Source organism: Desulfomonile tiedjei DSM 6799 (assembly GCF_000266945.1).
In the GTDB taxonomy this organism is placed as follows: Bacteria; Desulfobacterota; Desulfomonilia; order Desulfomonilales; family Desulfomonilaceae; genus Desulfomonile; species Desulfomonile tiedjei.
On record NC_018025.1, the window covers coordinates 4,274,558 to 4,291,597 of the forward strand.

Consider the following 17,040-nt stretch of genomic DNA (forward strand, 5'->3'; position numbering starts at 1 on the left):
ATGATTCATCGGGGAACTTTCTCGAATCATCGAGAAGTTCCCTTAACGTTTCCTTTTGAAAGAGTACATACAACAGATAGATGGTTTCCGATCCCATCCTTAAAATAGCAGTAATCAGCAAGTCCAATGCGGAGGGCGGCGGCGCAAGTAGGGTAGCCGATGATTTGGCTGTACTCCTCAATGAAGAACCGAACGTGATCGCACATCACTGGCTCGGCTATCCGGGAGCAGTGTGGAAACAGCATATGAGGCTGCTCTTCGGCGGACGGCGTTTTCATCCAATCGAACAAGCATGCAGACGGATTTCCCGGAAGTTGGGGTTTACCGACTTCTTCACTCCTGAGATCTTTCGCATGTGGCTGCGCAAAGAAGTTGATTATGACATCTACCATTTTCATGATTTGTCCACTGCAGTCTCGCCAATAGGTTTACGATGGCTCGCCCGGAGAGCGCACGTAGTTTGGACGTTCCACGACATTTCACCATTCACCGGCGGCTGTATTTTTCCGATGGAATGCAAAAAATGGCATGCGCGATGCCGGGATTGTCCCAAATTGCAGGAATGGCCTCTCTTGACAAATTTCGACCGGACCCGTCTCATGCAGGCCTATAAGCGAAAGACTGCCGGCAAGAACCTTTTTACCGCTATCGCTCCATCGGCATGGATGGCACGGCAGGCGATCCGCTCCGGCATGTTCAGTCAACCGCCGAGAGTCATTCCTTACTGCGTGGACACCGATCTGTTTCAGCCCCACGACAAGCAAGCGGTTCGCAAGAAACTGGGATTACCCGAACACGCATATCTCATTCTGGTATCCGCTGCTCACCTCTATGAAATCAGAAAAGGCGTGGTCCATGCCCTGGCAGCATTGAAAGCGCTGGACAGGCCATTCAGTGTCCTGCTCGTGGGAAATTCCGACCCCGAGGTTTTAGCCCGTTTCAAGAATTTCGATCTGCATGTCACAGGATATGTCAGAGATGCCGAACTCTTGAGTCTCTATTACGCTGCGGCTGATGTTTTCCTGTTTCCGACTCTGGCGGACAATCTGCCTTTGACAGTCATGGAGACCATGGCTGCAGGCACTCCCACAATTGGGTTTAGTACGGGGGGAGTTCCGGAAATGGTGAGCCATAAGGTTCACGGCTGGCTGGCAGAAACAGCCGATGTGCAAGGATTGGTAGAGGGACTCCGGACAGCACACGACAATCCCGAAATGCGGGAGAAATGGGCAAAGGCGTCCAGGGCAAAGGCCGTTAAGCTGTATAGTAAGCCTGTATTCTTAAAGAATCATCTTGATTTTTATCGGGAAATATTGACATGCGGTCGCTAAAAGCGAAGCTTCCGGGAATAGCTGTGAAGGTCGCACGAAGGGTATTTCGAGTGAAATCGCCCACCCATGTAACACGTGTGGTCGAGCGACTGAACCTGAACGTGAAAGTGGTCTCATTCGATGTGTTCGATACCTTGCTCAGACGAGTCGTGTTTCCACCTGAAAAAACCAAGATTCCCTCAGCCCGTGCACTCTCCGGATTGCTTCGTTCCCGGGGCGTGTCCATCGACGTAGGGCAGATCCTTGCGCTGAGAACCCAGGTAGAAATTGCGCAATGGCAGGCAGCCAAATCGCAGGGTTTCGATCCCGAGTATCATATACACGGCGTTTTTCACGGGCTGCTGAAGAATTTTATGGACGAGGACGAAGCGCGTCTTCACGTGCCGCGCCTCATTGATGAAGAAATCTCTGGTGAAAAATGGGCGTGCCGTTCCGAAGAAGGCATGGTTGAAGCGGTCCGCAGACTGCGAGAGCTTGGGAAACGAGTAGTATTCATTTCCGACATGTATCTCGGGCACGACCATGTAAAGGAACTCCTCGATCGAAACGGATTCAAAGGCCTCTTTCACCGCGGGTACGTTTCTTCAGAGCACAGACTGAGTAAACGCAGCGGCCGGCTCTTTGTTCGAATGCTTGAAGACGAACAGGTCGAGCCGCGGCAATGGATTCACTTTGGTGACAAGATCACGAACGATTTGCTGCGTCCGAAATTTCTGGGAGGAAGATCGTACCTGTACTGGCCCGATCATCATGAAACACGCCTCAGACGCCTCGAACACCTCGCTCTTCGCGAGGACCACGATGGAGATTGCAGGGTCACTCTCCTCGTGAATGCCTGCGGACTCCGGAACTCCGGCGAACGAGGGGCGGCTTTCGATTGCGGATACACTGTTTTCGGCCCCCTCATTGCTCATTTTGTACATCGCGCAGCCCTGAAAGTAGCAGAAGACCGGATTCGCTCAGTCATGTTCGATGGTGGAACTTCGCCTATCCTGCAGGAGGTGTTCAAGAGAATGGGGATTCCCGAATGCGATGATGTCCGTGCCGAATCTTGTTGCATTCCGGATTACATGATGAATCTCATGGTCCCTGACTGGACCGCCGCCCTGAAGAAGACTGCAGGAAAGACTTCACTTCGTGAGCTGTTTTCGACACTCTTCCTGGATACGCAGAGTCTTTTTCCCATCGTTCGTTCGTGCGGATTCAACTCTCTTGACGATATCGTGGAGTCCGGCACTGAATGGAGACTCCAATTGCTGTTGAACCATCCGGAATTCCGCAAAAGCGTCCTCGAACAACGGGAGCATGATCGAGGACTGCTCCGGGATTATCTCGGGCAACAGGGAATTGAAGCGCACGATACGGTATCGGTCATTGCCTTTGGGCCGGACACCCGTTTCCAGGAGACCCTCCAATCGGTGTGCAGCGTAAAGGGCCATTATCTTTTCTTATCCGAAGATCGACGAGGACAGGGGTTCCTAGCATCCGGTTTAGATTCACACGGACGGATCTCCGAAACCGCAATCGGTCTTTTGCACACTCTGACCGCACCATTGGATGCGCGCCCGCTCGAACTGAAGCGCAATCTTGACGGTAAGATTGTTCCCGTATTTTCTGAATGTCGAGACAATGCGGCAACAAATCGGGATCTGGCTGTGCTTCAAGAAGGAATTCTCCAATTTGCGGAGACTTACGGCCAGATGACAAGATTCGCCAAGTTCCCTCTGACGGACGAGGACACTGCAGGTTTCCTGGGCCGTTTCGAGCGATTCGTACGAAAGCCGACCGTGGCGGAAGCAAAGACAGTCTTGAGCTGTCTCAATGGAGAACCGAGCTGGAGACGAGGCAGAATAGCTGTTGTTGGTGGACATAGTCTTGTTTCGGCGTACGATTCGTTCGCTTCACTGTTCCGGAAGATGTATTCTGGATGAGTGCGGTCCATATTTTTGGAATTGTAACGCTTTTTACTGGACAAATTGACCTGTTTTACGCACGCTGATAGAATTAGTGAGTTCCTTAGAGAACGTGGAGGGAATCACGATCGAATCCTCTCAGGATTTGAAAAGCCACCGACGTATATCGAAGCGAATACCGGGGGCCTGAACAATAGTTGATGGACGCAATCGTTTGTGCATTCATTCGGATAAAATACAGTTCAGGAGGAGAATCTGATGGCGGACCAAAGATTTCAAATACAGGGAATGCCCGTTCAGGGACAAGGCAGAATGATGCAAGGCGCCGGGCAGCAGGTCATGATGCCGCAGTACGGTGGTGGCGCTGGTGGTGCGGAAGGAATGATGGTCCGAAGAATGGCCGCGCGTGAAGGTATGGAGTCGTATTACAGCAATTGCGCTGTAGTGGCCAGCAGTCCGCGCGAAATATCGGTTCTATTCGGCCGATACGTGACTCCGCCCCCCGGCTCGGGTTCTGCTGAATTGAACCCGGTCTATGAAAGACAAATCTACATGACCGTGGAACAGGCGGAAGATCTTGCAAAAGCGCTCATAGAGACCGTAAAATTGTTCAAAGCGAAAGCAAATCAGCAGGACTGACCGCGGCCATTTTCAAAATTCGAGTAAGATGTAATTGTGGGCTCAGTACTAAGAAAGGATGGGGGAGTTGTTTCCCAAATTTAGAGCCGATCTTGAAGTCTCACAATACGACGAGGGCGAAGGGAAAATCAGCATAGTTCTCAAGGACCCCATTGCTGACAAGTTCTTTCGTCTCTCCGTTTACGAGTATCTCTTTCTGAAGGTTTTTGACGGGACCAAAAGCCTGGATGCTGCCCTTCAGGAACTCAAAGCCGCAGGCCACTTTTATTCTCTTGAAGACGCCCGCCTCATTCTCGATAGTGCTTCCCGCCTGGGTCTTCTTCTGGGAACACCTTTCAGCTCAGCCGAGAAACAGCTCTTCATCAAGAAATACATGGATGATGCACAGCGAATGAAGCATTTTGCGAGCGTCTATTTTCTTTTCATTCCTTTGCTGAATCCGGACAAGTTTCTCGAGAAAACGCTGTGGATCTTCAAATTGTTTTTCAACAAATGGGTCGCGATCTTTATCGCGTTGTTGATTCCCGGAGCCATCTACTTCGTAATAGACAAACTTGACGTTCTGGAGCGGGAATTTCTCTTCTTCTTCAATCTGGAGAACATCATCTACCTGTGGATCACCATCGTCATCGCGAAGCTTGTCCACGAGTTTTCCCATGCGTATGTTGCAAAACAATTCGGTCGATACGTTCCTGAAATGGGCATAGCACTTCTGATTCTGTTTCCGTGCCTCTACTGCAACACGACCGATGCGTGGCAACTGTCGGATCGGAAACAGCGCATGGCCATTGGAGCTGCAGGAATTCTTGCGGAAGCGGTTCTTGCGGTATTTGCGATCTACATATGGCATTACACGAAGCCCGGTATAATCAATTCATTAGCTTTTTATCTCTTCAACGTATCCTTGATTTCGACACTGATATTCAACGCCAATCCTCTCATACGATTTGACGGATACTACATCCTCATAGATGCGATCCGCACGCCGAATCTCGTAACCAAATCGCGGCAATATTTGAGGCACATTGTGATGGACAAACTTCTGGGCCTGGCTCAGGTTCAGAACAATGCCAAGACGCTACGGGAGAAACTCATATTCGGCATTTACGGTACGACATCTACCATGTATCGTATAGCTCTGTATGCATTCATTATCGTGGGCGTATATACCCGCTTCGACAAGGTGCTGGGCATCGTATTGGCATCGTGGGCAATCGTGACCTTCGTACTTATGCCGATGAAGAACGGAGTCTCGGGAATGTATGCCCGCAGGGGACAGATGAAACCCAAATTCGCCGGTTTTGCACTTCTGACGGCAATTCTCGTAGCGGCTCTGGCTGCCCTATGTCTACCTCTTTCGGCAAAATCCCTCTACCCCTGCTATATGGCTTCTTCCAAGACACAGAAGTTGACTATTCCTCTCATGACCATGGTCGATCGGGTGCTCATACGGGAAGGATCTGTGGTGAAGGAAGGGGATCTGCTGTACACCCTGGATACGAACGAATTGGAGCTGAATCTTTTCAAGAAGGATACGGAAAGCGAAATTTCGAAAAAGAAGATGGAAATATTGCTCGTGGACGAGAAATATAAATCCCGCGCGATCCAGAAAGCTCTCGATTCGTACATTCAAAAGGAAGAGGCGAACCTTACCCGGGCGGATCTCGAGCTCGCGAAGAACGGCATACGTGCTCCCTTCGACGGTATAATCTCAAAGTTGGACCTGTCTGTGCAAAGAGGATTACGGACGGAAAAAGGGTTCGTTGTCGGCCAGATCGATTCGGATAAGGATCGGGTGGTCTACGGGCTCATTCTGGAAGACGAGTTGTACAAATTCCACAAAGGACAATCAGTCAAGGTATGGTTTCCTATTGGTACCGGTCTGGTGCTAGATGGAACAGTCGAATCAATCAGGATGTACAGCCAGCGGGAACTTGACGATTCGCCGTTTTCCAGTCGTTTCGGGGGGGAAGTTGCAACAGAACCGAGAACATTGGAACAGCATGGAAAACGAAGCGGATCTTCACGGAAGAATGCGGATCAAAGAGACGTGCCGCTCACCGCTGTTTACGTGTGCACCGTCGATCTGGCAGGGAAAGGGACTGATGTCCCTCTGGGGATTACGGGAAGATTAGTGGTCCCGTACCAGGCGAGAAGCCTTCTCTCCCGAGCAGTGGACGAACTCGTAAAAACACTGAACAAAGAAGCGTTTTTCTAGCCATTTGTACCCATTCAGTTATTCACGGGAAAAATCCCCCCTAACCCCCCTTTATAAAAGGGGGGATGAAAAGGCATGTGTAATTCCCCCTTAATAAACAGGGAACTAGCTCGGGACTCATCAGTATGAACGGATAAAGAATTTGGCTAATCCGGATTATATGTAGGCGGAAAAGGCGTAGGCACATGGATCGAATCGTATTTCAGGATGTAGGGCCTCAGGTCCCTCAGAAAACTGTTCAAGCGGCACAACCGGTAGCTCACAGAGCGGTGTTCACGCTTGCAAAAATGGCTCTGGAAGCTGGTTCGCTTGACAGCCTCTATTTCCTCCTGGTGAATGACACCCGAATCTTGGTTGAATTTGATAATTGTTTTCTCGTTACCCATATGGGAGGGCATACGAATTTCGTCGCTGCCACCAACCAAACTTCTTTGAACAAGAAATCCGAAGCGTACCGCGAAATTACCAAATTGGGCAGAGAACTGAAAAGTCTCACGAAACCCATAGCCCCCGGGACAGAACAGGATATCCTCGGAATAGCGGACCCGGATTTTCCGGATTCTGCCAGAGAAGCGTTGGGCCATTACCTTCACTTCTCAGGATGCAATCGACTCTGCTACATACCCCTCATGCACGAAGGCGAAGCCATGGGGCACCTTGTCATGGAGTTCTTTTCCGAAGGGATGCCCGACCGAATAGCATTCGAACACCTGATTGCCATATCACCGGTGTTCGGGGCTGCTCTCGCCCAGAGATGGGTGCTGCACAAAAGGCCTGAACTGGCAACTATGACGAGCACAAAGCCTCTGGAGCAGAAAGGACTGATGAGCTCCAAGAAAGCCAGGTACGCCCTCGCGGCGGCAGTGGCTGCCATTCTTCTTTTTCTGCTGCTCTTTGTCGTGCCGGTCACCTTCAGCGTGGGAGGCGAAGCGGACATTATCCCCCGGGACAAACATCTGGCTTTCTGCAAAATGGAAGGGCTTATCGAAAAAGTGTTCGTAAAGGAGGGGCAGGAGGTCAAGGAAGGACAGGTATTGGCCTCTCTGGACCCCAAAGACCTCGATTATAGAATCAAGAACGCGCAAACACAGTTCGATATCAACACGGAAGAAATGGTTATCCTACGTAGCTCTGCAGAAGAAGACGTTTCCAAACTGGCCGAAAGTCGACTCGCCGAACTGAAACGCCAAAGCGCATGGCTGGAACTCAGCTATTACCAGTGGCAGAAGCAGTTTATTGAGATAAAAGCTCCGGTCGATGGAGTTGTCGTTACCAAAGACGTGGAAAGTCTCATCGGTAAGAAATTCACGCCAGGCGAACCATTCTGTGAAGTGGTGTTACCATCCGAGCTTTGGGTCCAGGTCGAGGTTCCGGAAGACCGGGTCTGCTACGTAAAGCCGGGTCAGGATATGTGGGTGTACCTGAATAATGAACCTCTCAAGGGATACAAACTGAAAGTAGCCGAAATTGCACCCGCGTCAGAAGCCGTGGAACGTCTGGGGAATATCTATCGTGTGAAGGCCCCCTTTCCCGATGCAGAAGCCTTTGCAAAAGTGGGTCTGAAGGGAGTGGGAAAGATCGAAACCAGAGACGCAAACCTCTGGTTTATTATCACAACACGGATCCTCAAGCACTGGAACAAGTTGATGCTGTACTTCTAACCTATCAAGGCGGGGTCTCCTGGAATCGACCGAGACTTGAGATCTTGATACATTTCCGCCAAGAGTTTTGTCCTGATATCAGCCATTATAGGAGTTGTCAAAAATTCTGTCTGAATCAAAATCCCTCCTTTCCGCCCTTTACGAAAGGGGGGAATTGATGCCGCCTTTACCCCCCTTTTCTAAAGGGGGGCTGGGGGGATTTTTCGAGAGACTAGCCGTACCGAATTAAGGTCATTATTTTTGATAATCGCTATAACACCTGCTGCATGTGACATACGAACACCTTTGGCAATCGGAATTTACGAATACTGCTGTGTTTTCCATACTCGTACAATCTCACAATCAACTGTCTGAAGAAGTGCTCGGTGTAATTTCTCGTATTGAGATCGTTTCCATCAACTTGAAGGATGTCTTCTTCGGAAGCTACATTGAGCCTCTGAACGCGATTTCCCGGTTTACTGCAAAGAAGATCAGACGACTCCTCAAGGAAGACCTGGGACCGAAATTCAGCGAAAGTCAACGAAGAGAACTCGAAGATAAGCTGGAATACCCTTCAACAGATTCTCTCACGGATATTGCGGCTCGCGCAGTCTCCAGCATCGCCCCGGACCTGCAGCAGCATGTTGCAGAGCTCATTGTCCGGTACGAGCTCGAATCTTTCTGCGACTCTCTGTATGTGAACGCCGGCATGCAGGAATTCATGAGAGAACTGAAGAAGCGCAATAAAAGATGCGTGCTTCTGTCGGACATTCATCTCAGTAAATCCCACCTGTCATATGTCCTGAATCGAAAGGCCGTAACCTGTTTTGATGCTATCTATGCAGGTGCGGACCTCGGCGCGGACAAATCGTCCGAAGCACTTTTCAGATCGCTCCTGCTTGGGGAGAACGTCCCACCTCAATCGGTGCTCCACATTGGAACGGATCAGGCGAACGATTTCCATGTGCCTTCTCGTTTGGGATTGAACACGGTGCTCATTGCGGACCCTCTTCTCAAAGCAAAGAAGAAGGTGCGAGCAACCTACTGCGACATGTCGGCAGCCAATCCGTACTGGCGGGGAATGCATGTTATAGGATCGACAATCCCACCACAGTCCGGAGATTTTTATTACGATTACGGTTTCTCGTTCTTCGGGCCGGTATTCTGCACGTATATTCTCGGGGCGCTGGAAATCGTGCAGAAATATGGGATTAGGGACATCTATTTTCTCGCCAGGGAAGGCAAGTTTTTTCAGCAACTGTTTGAACTGCTCGCCCCGGATTTCTTTAGAGATATCCCTCGATCTCATTACGTGTACCTGTCGCGTCGTTCAGTAGCACTGGCTTCGATTCATGAAGGTCTCACCTTTGAGAAAGCCATAATCCTGCCATTCGATAATCCCAAGCAGCAGGGGCTGTACTCGATTCTCCAGGCATTCGGATTACCCTGGGAAGAATTCGTGGAAAAGGCCGCATATTACGGACTGCCTGACATCCGAAAACCCCTTTGGGGCCATGAGGATATGGCAATACTCAGAGCGTTTTGCAGCGATGCGGAGTTCACCCGGCGAGTGATCGAATTGTCCGCTCCGTACCGGGGTCTTGTGGAAAAATATCTCACCCAGGAGGGATTCTTCGGAAAAGCACACGTAGCCTTCGTTGACGTAGGCTGGCTCGCGACGATCCAAAAACTGGTTGGGGATGCTTGCGGGAAGAGGAATGATTATCCCCACGTGTACGGGTTGTATATGGGATTCAGGGAAGCTGCATCCCACCGGTTCGATCCTGAAAAGAACACGCTTTTCGGACTCCTTTGTGACAACCGGGTTCCGGAACCGCAATTCGACGGTCCGTTCCATTTTCTCCAGGTGTTCGAACAAGCCGCCCGGGCTTTTCACCCCACAGCAACGGGTTTTGTGGAAGATCCGGTAACCGGCGCCATTACCCCCACTTTCAAGAGTGAATCGGCTCCCGATCGGTTAATCGAACTGCGTCAAGATCCGGTAATTCGCGAGCTCCAACAGGGTGTCATTGATTTTACGCTGCAATTTCGCTCCATCATAAAGTCAACAGCATATACGTTCAGCGATATAAAGCCGTTCGTGGGGACTCTTATGGAACGCCACCTCGTGTTTCCTACAGCCGAGGAAGCGGATCGGATCATGAACCTGAAGCATTCCGAAGATTTTGGAACCGACAATGTCATGGACTGGACAGGAAACAGAACTCGCGGGCTCAGATCGATCCTCAAACCAAGGACGCTCTGGCGAAACATTCGGGGGTCATACTGGCCGGCCGGAACGGCAGGAAGTGCAGGAGCTCACCTTCTTCAATACCTGTTACGCGTCCGTGACCTTTTGAAATCGTGAAGGTAGGGACAGGAAAAGTGAAACAGCAGAAATCCTTTTACGATCTCTTCCTTTTTTCGGCGATCAATTTCACTCATTGGACAGCCGCTCGTTTGAAACGTCGCAAACCTGGACTCCACGCACACTTCCATGAGCTGATACGCTGTATCACAGTCGAAAGCTCGCGCGTCTTCTACTGGGCTGCTTCCCTGTTCAGCCGACTTTCTCATTTTTTCTTTAGAGCGAAATATAGCCTTCAGAGAAAGATGAAATAGGTCAAGACGAAAGATTAGTTCCGATGTATTCCTTCAGTTATTCACGGAGGTGAGACGCTGTGAACATGTCATTGCGAGGAGCGGAGCGACGTGGCAATCTCCTGACACGTGCCTGCACCTTCAAGGGATTGCTTCGCTTCGCTCGCAATGACAGGCATTCAGACGCTCTGGCATCAACTACGTAATCAAACAAAATACCTCTCAAACCACCGCCCGTGACTGAAGCCTTACAGTTTTAGAATAATATCGAGACTTTTTGGAAGGGTTTGGGAACAATTCTTACAAATGGATTATAGCAAGTGCATAAAATGGTATCCAATTGCAGAAAGCACTTCTTGACAATTGGTGGGTGCCGTGCCTCCGTGCCGGCACATTTTTAACATGAAATCAGCCAGTTCTGGCCGGTAGGGACGCCGGCCACTACCGTTCTTCTAGAGAACAATGTGTTCAAAAGGGCAAGAATTATGCCCCAGAGCAGCGCGGCTTTGGAGGCTTTACTAATACACAATTTCTCCGAAGTCAGGAGGAAGATCCCGGTAATTAGGGTTCAATTTCGTGGTGTCCCAAATCCAGTCTATCCAGTAGAAACTCACCTGCCCTGCTCCAGTCGTAGCAAATTCGAGAGTCCAATCCCCAGTGGATGTATAATTTAACGGCACAATTGCCGTAAGATCGCTGCTGCCAAAGACCGTTGCGCCCGTCCACAGGGCTAGATCGGTAAGAAGCACTCTTCCATTGCTGCCAGGATCTCCAGCCAAGGAGCACGTCCAGAGCTGCAATTGCGCATCAGGGGCGAGGACTTCGCTCAATTCCAAAAAGGCCCACGTGAAAGTGTCGTCATTCGAGCTGGTAATTCTGTCAGTTCCAATGGATAAGCTGTTCTCGCCCCCGTGCTCCAGAATCCCTTCACTGTGAATCCACGAGCGCTCTCCATAAGAGATCAACTGATTGTAATACAGCCATGTGCTCACATTAAAAGCCGCGTCCGTATACTGCACGATGCGAACGTCTAGTGCCGTATAATCCTGGACATAAAGAAAATTGGAACTGTCGAACGTAAAAAGAACGTCTATAGATTCGCTATATTGATAATTGCCGTTCCAAACCTGGTAATCCATAGTTGGACTCGGATTGTTGATAAAATAGTGCACAAGGATTTCTCCGGTCCAATTACCGACAATGTAATAATCGCATCGGTCCAGGAAACCCGTCACTGGATCGAAAGATGTCGAGTAATTGTAATGAATCGGTTCACCATCGTATCCGATCCCATCATGTAAATCCGGCTGAAACTCGTACGTGCTGTGTGCGCCGTACGCCGCATAGTCGTCATCAGTGAACCAGAGCGTGCAATCAATGGCTGCCCAGGAAGAACCATTCCAGAGATAGATCTCGTGAGCGCCTCCCAAATCTGCAGATACCCATCCCTGTTCGTAGAAGAGCCATCCTCCTGAGGCTTCGTCCTGATAATACCAGTCACCCCCGAGATCGGCCCAAAAGTGTGCCCCATCCCAGTATATGTCGGCGGTCTCGGAGTATATTTTCCATTGCTCCACACCACAGTCCCACCACCACACATCTTCCGAATAATTGTCGTATGCCCAGTAACCGTTATCATTGTAGATCGTGCACCACTGGCCCGTGTTCTGTATCCAGAACGCTCCGTCCCAGTACCATTGCTCATATACGTCCCACTGCTCGAATCTGAAGTTGTAGATAAACCACGTGCCTGTACCGTCTTCTTGGGCAAAATAATTGTGCATATCGTAGAACCAGTAACCGAAAGCCCCGATGTGCTGGTACCACCACCCATCTCCCGCGTATGTCCAGGGATTGGCGGCACCATCGTCAACTGCTCCATCGGACCCAGCGATCACGTCTCCGGCATTCTGGTTACTCGTATCGTCCTGGGCTCCGTCCAGCAGAATCCTGTGCTCAAGGACTTCCATCCCCACCTCTCGATGCTGAATTTGTCGGAGAAAAGCAAAGGGAGTCAAGGCAATATCCTTTTCCGGAAAAGGACCTACACCACGATAATATCCGTGGGAATTATTTCAATTGTAAATCTTGCAGAACATCAGTCAAGAAAAAACCTGGAACCGATTTCTCCGGAATTTCGCGGTCCGACACATTGAATTTTCCTGTGATTTTCGGTATCCTAATGAAAAACCCGTACAACTTTCTGGTGAATATATGCCTAAATCATCCGCTCCATTAGTGAGTGTGGTCGTTCCTTCCTATAACCATGAACGTTACGTCAAACAGGCCTTGATGTCGGCACTCGCGTCGACTATCGATGATATAGAAGTTGTTGTTGTCGACGATGGATCGAGTGATAATTCCCCTGAGATTATTCAAAGCATTGACGATCCGAGGATACGATTCTTCTCCCAATCCAACAGCGGAGCACATGCAGCAATTAACAAAGGGGTGGAGCTTGCCCGGTCTGAATGGATAAGCATTCTTAACTCCGACGACCTGTATTTTCCTGAAAAACTGCAGACCCATCTGGAATTCCATGCCAGGCACCCGGAATTGGAGGCATCCGTTTCCACTGTTCGGTACGTGGATGAAGAAGGCGAACCGCTGGATGGAGAGAACGAATCGGTGAAGTGGTACCGGACTGCACGTCTCGCGTATCGCACTCAGCAATCGCTCCTGAAATCGCTTTTCGTCGCAAACCATCTGGTTACCACTTCAAGCATTTTCGTAAAGAAACAAACGCTCGTGAAACTGGGCGGATTCAAATCTTTCCGGTATGTGCATGATTGGTTTTTCTTCCTCTCCCTGGCGCGAAAGGAGATGCTCCAGGTTATAGACAAACCGCTGGTGTGCTATCGTTTGCACGGCGATAATGCGGTGTTTGAAAATATGGACCGATTACTCGCGGAATGCCACTTTGTTCTCGAGTGGCACCTCCACGAATGTGCGCGCGGCAAGAATCCGGTCTTGAGCATCGTAGAAGCTCATGAGCTGCTTGCGGCAAATCCACTGGTGGATTTTCAAGCATTGGCTCTCTGTCAGACATGGCGGGAGTCAAAAAAGAGCGACGCATCCAAGGTTTTTGCCGGAATCGATACCATGCAGAATCCCGTGCTAAAAGCCATCCTGGGCATTATCAAAGCGAGAGGCGGAGAAATCGCTGCCTTGAGGACGGAGAACGAAAGGCTTTGTCAGGAATCTCAGAGGCTGAATCATGAAAATCATCGTATCAACTATCAGAACCATAATTTGACCGGCGAAAATGTCCGGCTCAGCACTCAATGCGAACGCATGAGCGGAGAACACGCCAGATTAGTGCAAGAATGTTACAGATTAATAGCAGAAAATGAAAGAATCAACAGAGAGTGTGAACGTATCACATCTGAATATATGAATTTTATCAAAATGCATTCTGACTCGCAGAAGTAAGTGGTACTAGTTGCACCTGCTGTTAGACCGAAAATTGTCCTGCAAGAAAGCGCTGTCACAGATTTTATACCTACAAACATTAAAGAGTTACAGTAGATTTTGTTGATTTCGACGTTCACAATCTGTATCCCCGATGTAAAAATCATTTGACAAATCACCTCGCAAGTGTTTATTATTAGGCACTTTTGTGTGCGGACTGTGCATCTCTCCGGTGTGTCTTTATTTTTCTATTCGCGGATGCGGTGGCGAAGAGCACCATTGCAAATGCCATTCAATGGTGAAGGAGGAATAATGTTGCCAAACAAATGTAAGCCGTGTGGGCAACAATTACTATGATTTATACGTGTCATACCAATGTGCGTTCAAAGAAGTAACATCTGGGAATCCGCTCCCGGCATGTCTCCGAAGCGAAGTCAGCCACGCCAAGGCGTGGCGTTCGTAGCGAAGGAAATTTGCCGGGACCGCGCAAATAACAGGTTTCTCAATATTCCCTTTATGAAAACACATTGGTATTACCGGCTGCATTCTCTCGTTCATAACCGAAACATGAAATTCGGCGAGCTTACCGCGAATGGATTACGGATCTGCAGAAACAGATCGGCGACACTTCGTGATAACGGATGCGTCGAAGACGGAGGCTGCTCGCAATCCGTCTCCCGGGTCCGGGTTCTTTCTTTATATGCGAGGGATTTCTTAGATCGGAAACGAGATTTACCGGTTCGTTCCAGGCTGCATTCGATAGTTGCAGAGGCTCACGTGTAGTCTCGCTTTCGGGGGCTTATATGGAATATGCGACTTTTGCGCGGAAGCGCTATTTGGTTTATTTCATCGTTGTTTCGGCTTTCTTCACAGCGTTCATTCCATGGGGCGGCGCAGAGCAGTCAACTGCAACTTCTGTGGAGACAGACCGATCCGTTCCTTCACCGCATCCCGGAGCTGCTCAGAACGAGTCACCGACCCCCTGGAAGACTCCACCGCCGGCTGTACCTTCCGAACGTCTCATCCGGGAGGAAATACCTTTCAGCAGAACTTCCCCCCGCATAGAAGCCACCATAGTCAACCCATTCCGAAAAGCAGAAGTGCCCGCGGAAATACCCGGGGTCATTTCGGTCTTGAACTTTGAGGAAGGCGACCTCGTCAAAGAGGGCCAAATCGTAATGGAATTGGACAGCAAGCAGTATCAACTGGATTTCGAAAAAGCACGCGAAAAACTTGCCGCTCTCGAGATTGCGGCTGAAATAGCCCAGAAGGAACTAAAGACCCAGGAAGAATTGTATGGATTGGATTCAACGAGCCTTCAGGATCTCTTGAGGAAGCAGGGTGAAGCAAATCTCGCGATGTCCAGGGCGAAAGAGGCAAGAGCCGAGTTTGAACTGGCTGAGTTAAATCTCAAGCGCTGCAAGATTCGCGCACCGTTTACCGGATTCATAGCATTGATACATAAACAGCCGTTTGAGGCGACCAGAAATCTCGAGAGCCTCTTTTACATGGTTGACAGTGCCAAGGTGTTTACCATTGCTAATGTTCCGGAAGAAAGAATGCATGAATTCACTAAAGGAGTCAAAACGGTTTTCTGGCCGCGAACCGGAGGGGAATTCAAGGGAACTGTGGACCGAGTCGGAAAGGTAATCGATCCGAAATCCAAAACAAAGAGAGTTTGGGTGCTCATTCCAAATGAAAACCAAGCACTTGAAGTAGGTATGACCGGATCTTTGGAAGTCTCGAAGTAAACATGATAAGCGCTGTCAAATATAAACTGAAATTGCTTTTCTTTTTTGCAATGAGCGCTCCTTGGCTGTTCACTTCGTGCACGTTTACCCAGTTGAGAGCTTTCCAACCGGATATTCATCAACTTGCCACGGCAAATCGAACCGCAGCGTCTATGGTGGAAAACCGTCTCAGGCCTGCGACTCTCGTGGCCGGAAAACAATGGCTTATACTGGAAGATTGTAGAAATATCACACTGATGAACAATCTTGATATTCAAGTTGCTCGTCAGGACGAACAGACAAAACGTCAGTTGCGCAACGGCCAAATGGCTCAAATGCTGCCTCACGCAGCCGTTTCCGGCCAATTGAGCGACAGGGATAACATAGGCTGGAGTTACAGCGAAGTCATCGCTGAAGAAGGGCTCTCTGCATCAACGGCTCCTCGGCCCGTAATCTCCTTCCCGCCGTATCCGTACAGGTACGCTAACGGACGAGAGCGATCTACATGGCGCTATTCTGCAGAATTCAGATGGAGCCCCGTCGAAGCGTTGACCGCTTTCTATCGAACCAAGAGCAGGTCGAACCAGCGCATCTCTGCGTACTACGAGCGAATCAAGCGAGCCCAAAAGGTGCTCGGCCGAACCGAGAGTTCCTTTTTCCGATTACTGGCTCTTCAAGAAGCTTTGCCTATGGCCGCTCGGCTGAAGAGCATTCGTTCCGACATCGTCGACAAACGAGCCGAGCTTATTGAAAAGAAACTTGTGAATATCGAAGAATATAACGATGCAGTCCAACGATATATCCGGGCAAGGCGTATTTACGTTCAGGTGAGAAACGATCTCGAGAAGCAACGGAATTTCTTGGCATCCTCAATGGGGCTTTCGCCGGATTACACAATTGATGGCGGCTTTTACGTAGCCGGTAAGCTCGAAGAACCGGGTTTCAGAGCCGAAATGGCCGATCTGGAAGCTCAAGCGGTAAGAACCCGACCCGAATTATACATCGCGGGACTGGAAAATCTCAGTTCCGAGAATGATCTGAAAGCCTCGTATATCAAGTATGCGCCACAAGTCACAGGGTTTTACAGGTATAACCGCGATAAAGACAAATTCCTTCTGGACAAGGAATATGCTGAATATGGAATGAACTTCAGAGTAGACCTGTTCGATTGGATCGGCGCTTCCTTTGAAGGAAACGCAGCTCAGTCGAACATATATAAGACCCGCCGAGACCTGACAAGGGTTGCTTTGGAAGTATCGTTGGAAGTGCGGGACACTTTCCTAAAATATTTCGATGCATTGGAGCAGGTTCAGAATTCAGCCCAGTCAGTCCGGATGGCAAGAAGAGTGCTGGAAGTGGCAAGACACAGGTCGGCGACCGGCGCTGCAGATAAGGTCCGCGAGCAGGAGGCGGGAGCAAATCTCCTGGAGGCAAAGATCGAACGAGTTAGTAATCTCGGAGAGGCTGCAGCCAATCTGGCGCTCCTTTACGCGGCCATGGGAGTAAATTACCAGGAACCTGTTCCCCAGGATTAGTATTCAATTACTCTGGTATTCT

The 17,040-nt window shown here is 49.7% G+C and carries 10 protein-coding genes; 9 read left to right on the forward strand and 1 reads right to left on the reverse strand.

The window, feature by feature from the left end:
* Window positions 1–80: 80 nt before the first annotated feature.
* From DESTI_RS18160 to DESTI_RS18185, 6 genes are all read left to right on the forward strand, one after another.
* On the forward strand, window positions 81–1,331 hold the full coding sequence (locus tag DESTI_RS18160) for a glycosyltransferase (RefSeq protein ID WP_014811425.1): 1,251 nt from the start codon (window positions 81–83) through the stop codon (window positions 1,329–1,331).
* Window positions 1,319–3,262, forward strand: a complete 1,944-nt coding sequence (locus tag DESTI_RS18165) for an HAD family hydrolase (protein ID WP_014811426.1) — start codon at window positions 1,319–1,321, stop codon at window positions 3,260–3,262. Before DESTI_RS18160 ends, DESTI_RS18165 begins: the two co-directional genes overlap by 13 nt.
* A gap of 240 nt (window positions 3,263–3,502) precedes the next feature.
* On the forward strand, window positions 3,503–3,883 hold the full coding sequence (locus tag DESTI_RS18170) for a DUF3467 domain-containing protein (protein WP_014811427.1): 381 nt from the start codon (window positions 3,503–3,505) through the stop codon (window positions 3,881–3,883).
* A 67-nt stretch (window positions 3,884–3,950) separates the two neighbouring features.
* A complete protein-coding gene (locus DESTI_RS18175) occupies window positions 3,951–6,101 on the forward strand; it encodes a site-2 protease family protein (protein ID WP_014811428.1) in 2,151 nt (716 codons plus the stop codon).
* Between the two features lie 185 nt (window positions 6,102–6,286).
* The gene (locus tag DESTI_RS18180) at window positions 6,287–7,762 is read left to right on the forward strand and encodes an efflux RND transporter periplasmic adaptor subunit (protein ID WP_014811429.1); all 1,476 of its coding nucleotides are present in this window, start codon (window positions 6,287–6,289) and stop codon (window positions 7,760–7,762) included.
* 313 nt (window positions 7,763–8,075) lie between these two features.
* A complete protein-coding gene (locus tag DESTI_RS18185) occupies window positions 8,076–10,109 on the forward strand; it encodes a hypothetical protein (RefSeq protein ID WP_041286315.1) in 2,034 nt (677 codons plus the stop codon).
* Between the two features lie 751 nt (window positions 10,110–10,860).
* Here the strand turns inward: DESTI_RS18185 and DESTI_RS18195 are convergent.
* Complete coding sequence (locus tag DESTI_RS18195) at window positions 10,861–12,312, reverse strand: DUF4347 domain-containing protein (RefSeq protein ID WP_014811431.1); 1,452 nt, start codon at window positions 12,310–12,312, stop codon at window positions 10,861–10,863.
* A gap of 244 nt (window positions 12,313–12,556) precedes the next feature.
* Between DESTI_RS18195 and DESTI_RS18200 the strand changes: the two genes are divergently transcribed.
* The 3 genes from DESTI_RS18200 (at window position 12,557) to DESTI_RS18215 (ending at window position 17,018) form a co-directional block, all read left to right on the forward strand.
* Window positions 12,557–13,774 (forward strand): glycosyltransferase, encoded by a 1,218-nt coding sequence (locus DESTI_RS18200; protein WP_014811432.1) that lies wholly within the window; start codon window positions 12,557–12,559, stop codon window positions 13,772–13,774.
* A gap of 782 nt (window positions 13,775–14,556) precedes the next feature.
* The gene (locus DESTI_RS18210; RefSeq protein ID WP_014811434.1) at window positions 14,557–15,504 is read left to right on the forward strand and encodes an efflux RND transporter periplasmic adaptor subunit; all 948 of its coding nucleotides are present in this window, start codon (window positions 14,557–14,559) and stop codon (window positions 15,502–15,504) included.
* A gap of 2 nt (window positions 15,505–15,506) precedes the next feature.
* Window positions 15,507–17,018: a TolC family protein gene (locus DESTI_RS18215; RefSeq protein ID WP_014811435.1), complete on the forward strand. Its 1,512-nt coding sequence runs from the start codon at window positions 15,507–15,509 to the stop codon at window positions 17,016–17,018.
* The last annotated feature ends 22 nt before the right edge of the window (window positions 17,019–17,040 follow it).

Excerpts from the sequence above, each read along its gene's own strand:
- DESTI_RS18195 (WP_014811431.1), bottom strand. The coding sequence starts at position 12,312 with ATGGAAGTCCTTGAGCACAGGATTCTGCTGGACGGAGCCCAGGACGAT.
- DESTI_RS18200 (WP_014811432.1), top strand. The coding sequence starts at position 12,557 with ATGCCTAAATCATCCGCTCCATTAGTGAGTGTGGTCGTTCCTTCCTAT.
- DESTI_RS18160 (WP_014811425.1), top strand. The coding sequence starts at position 81 with ATGGTTTCCGATCCCATCCTTAAAATAGCAGTAATCAGCAAGTCCAAT.
- DESTI_RS18165 (WP_014811426.1), top strand. The coding sequence starts at position 1,319 with ATGCGGTCGCTAAAAGCGAAGCTTCCGGGAATAGCTGTGAAGGTCGCA.
- DESTI_RS18210 (WP_014811434.1), top strand. The coding sequence starts at position 14,557 with ATGGAATATGCGACTTTTGCGCGGAAGCGCTATTTGGTTTATTTCATC.
- DESTI_RS18215 (WP_014811435.1), top strand. The coding sequence starts at position 15,507 with ATGATAAGCGCTGTCAAATATAAACTGAAATTGCTTTTCTTTTTTGCA.
- DESTI_RS18170 (WP_014811427.1), top strand. The coding sequence starts at position 3,503 with ATGGCGGACCAAAGATTTCAAATACAGGGAATGCCCGTTCAGGGACAA.
- DESTI_RS18180 (WP_014811429.1), top strand. The coding sequence starts at position 6,287 with ATGGATCGAATCGTATTTCAGGATGTAGGGCCTCAGGTCCCTCAGAAA.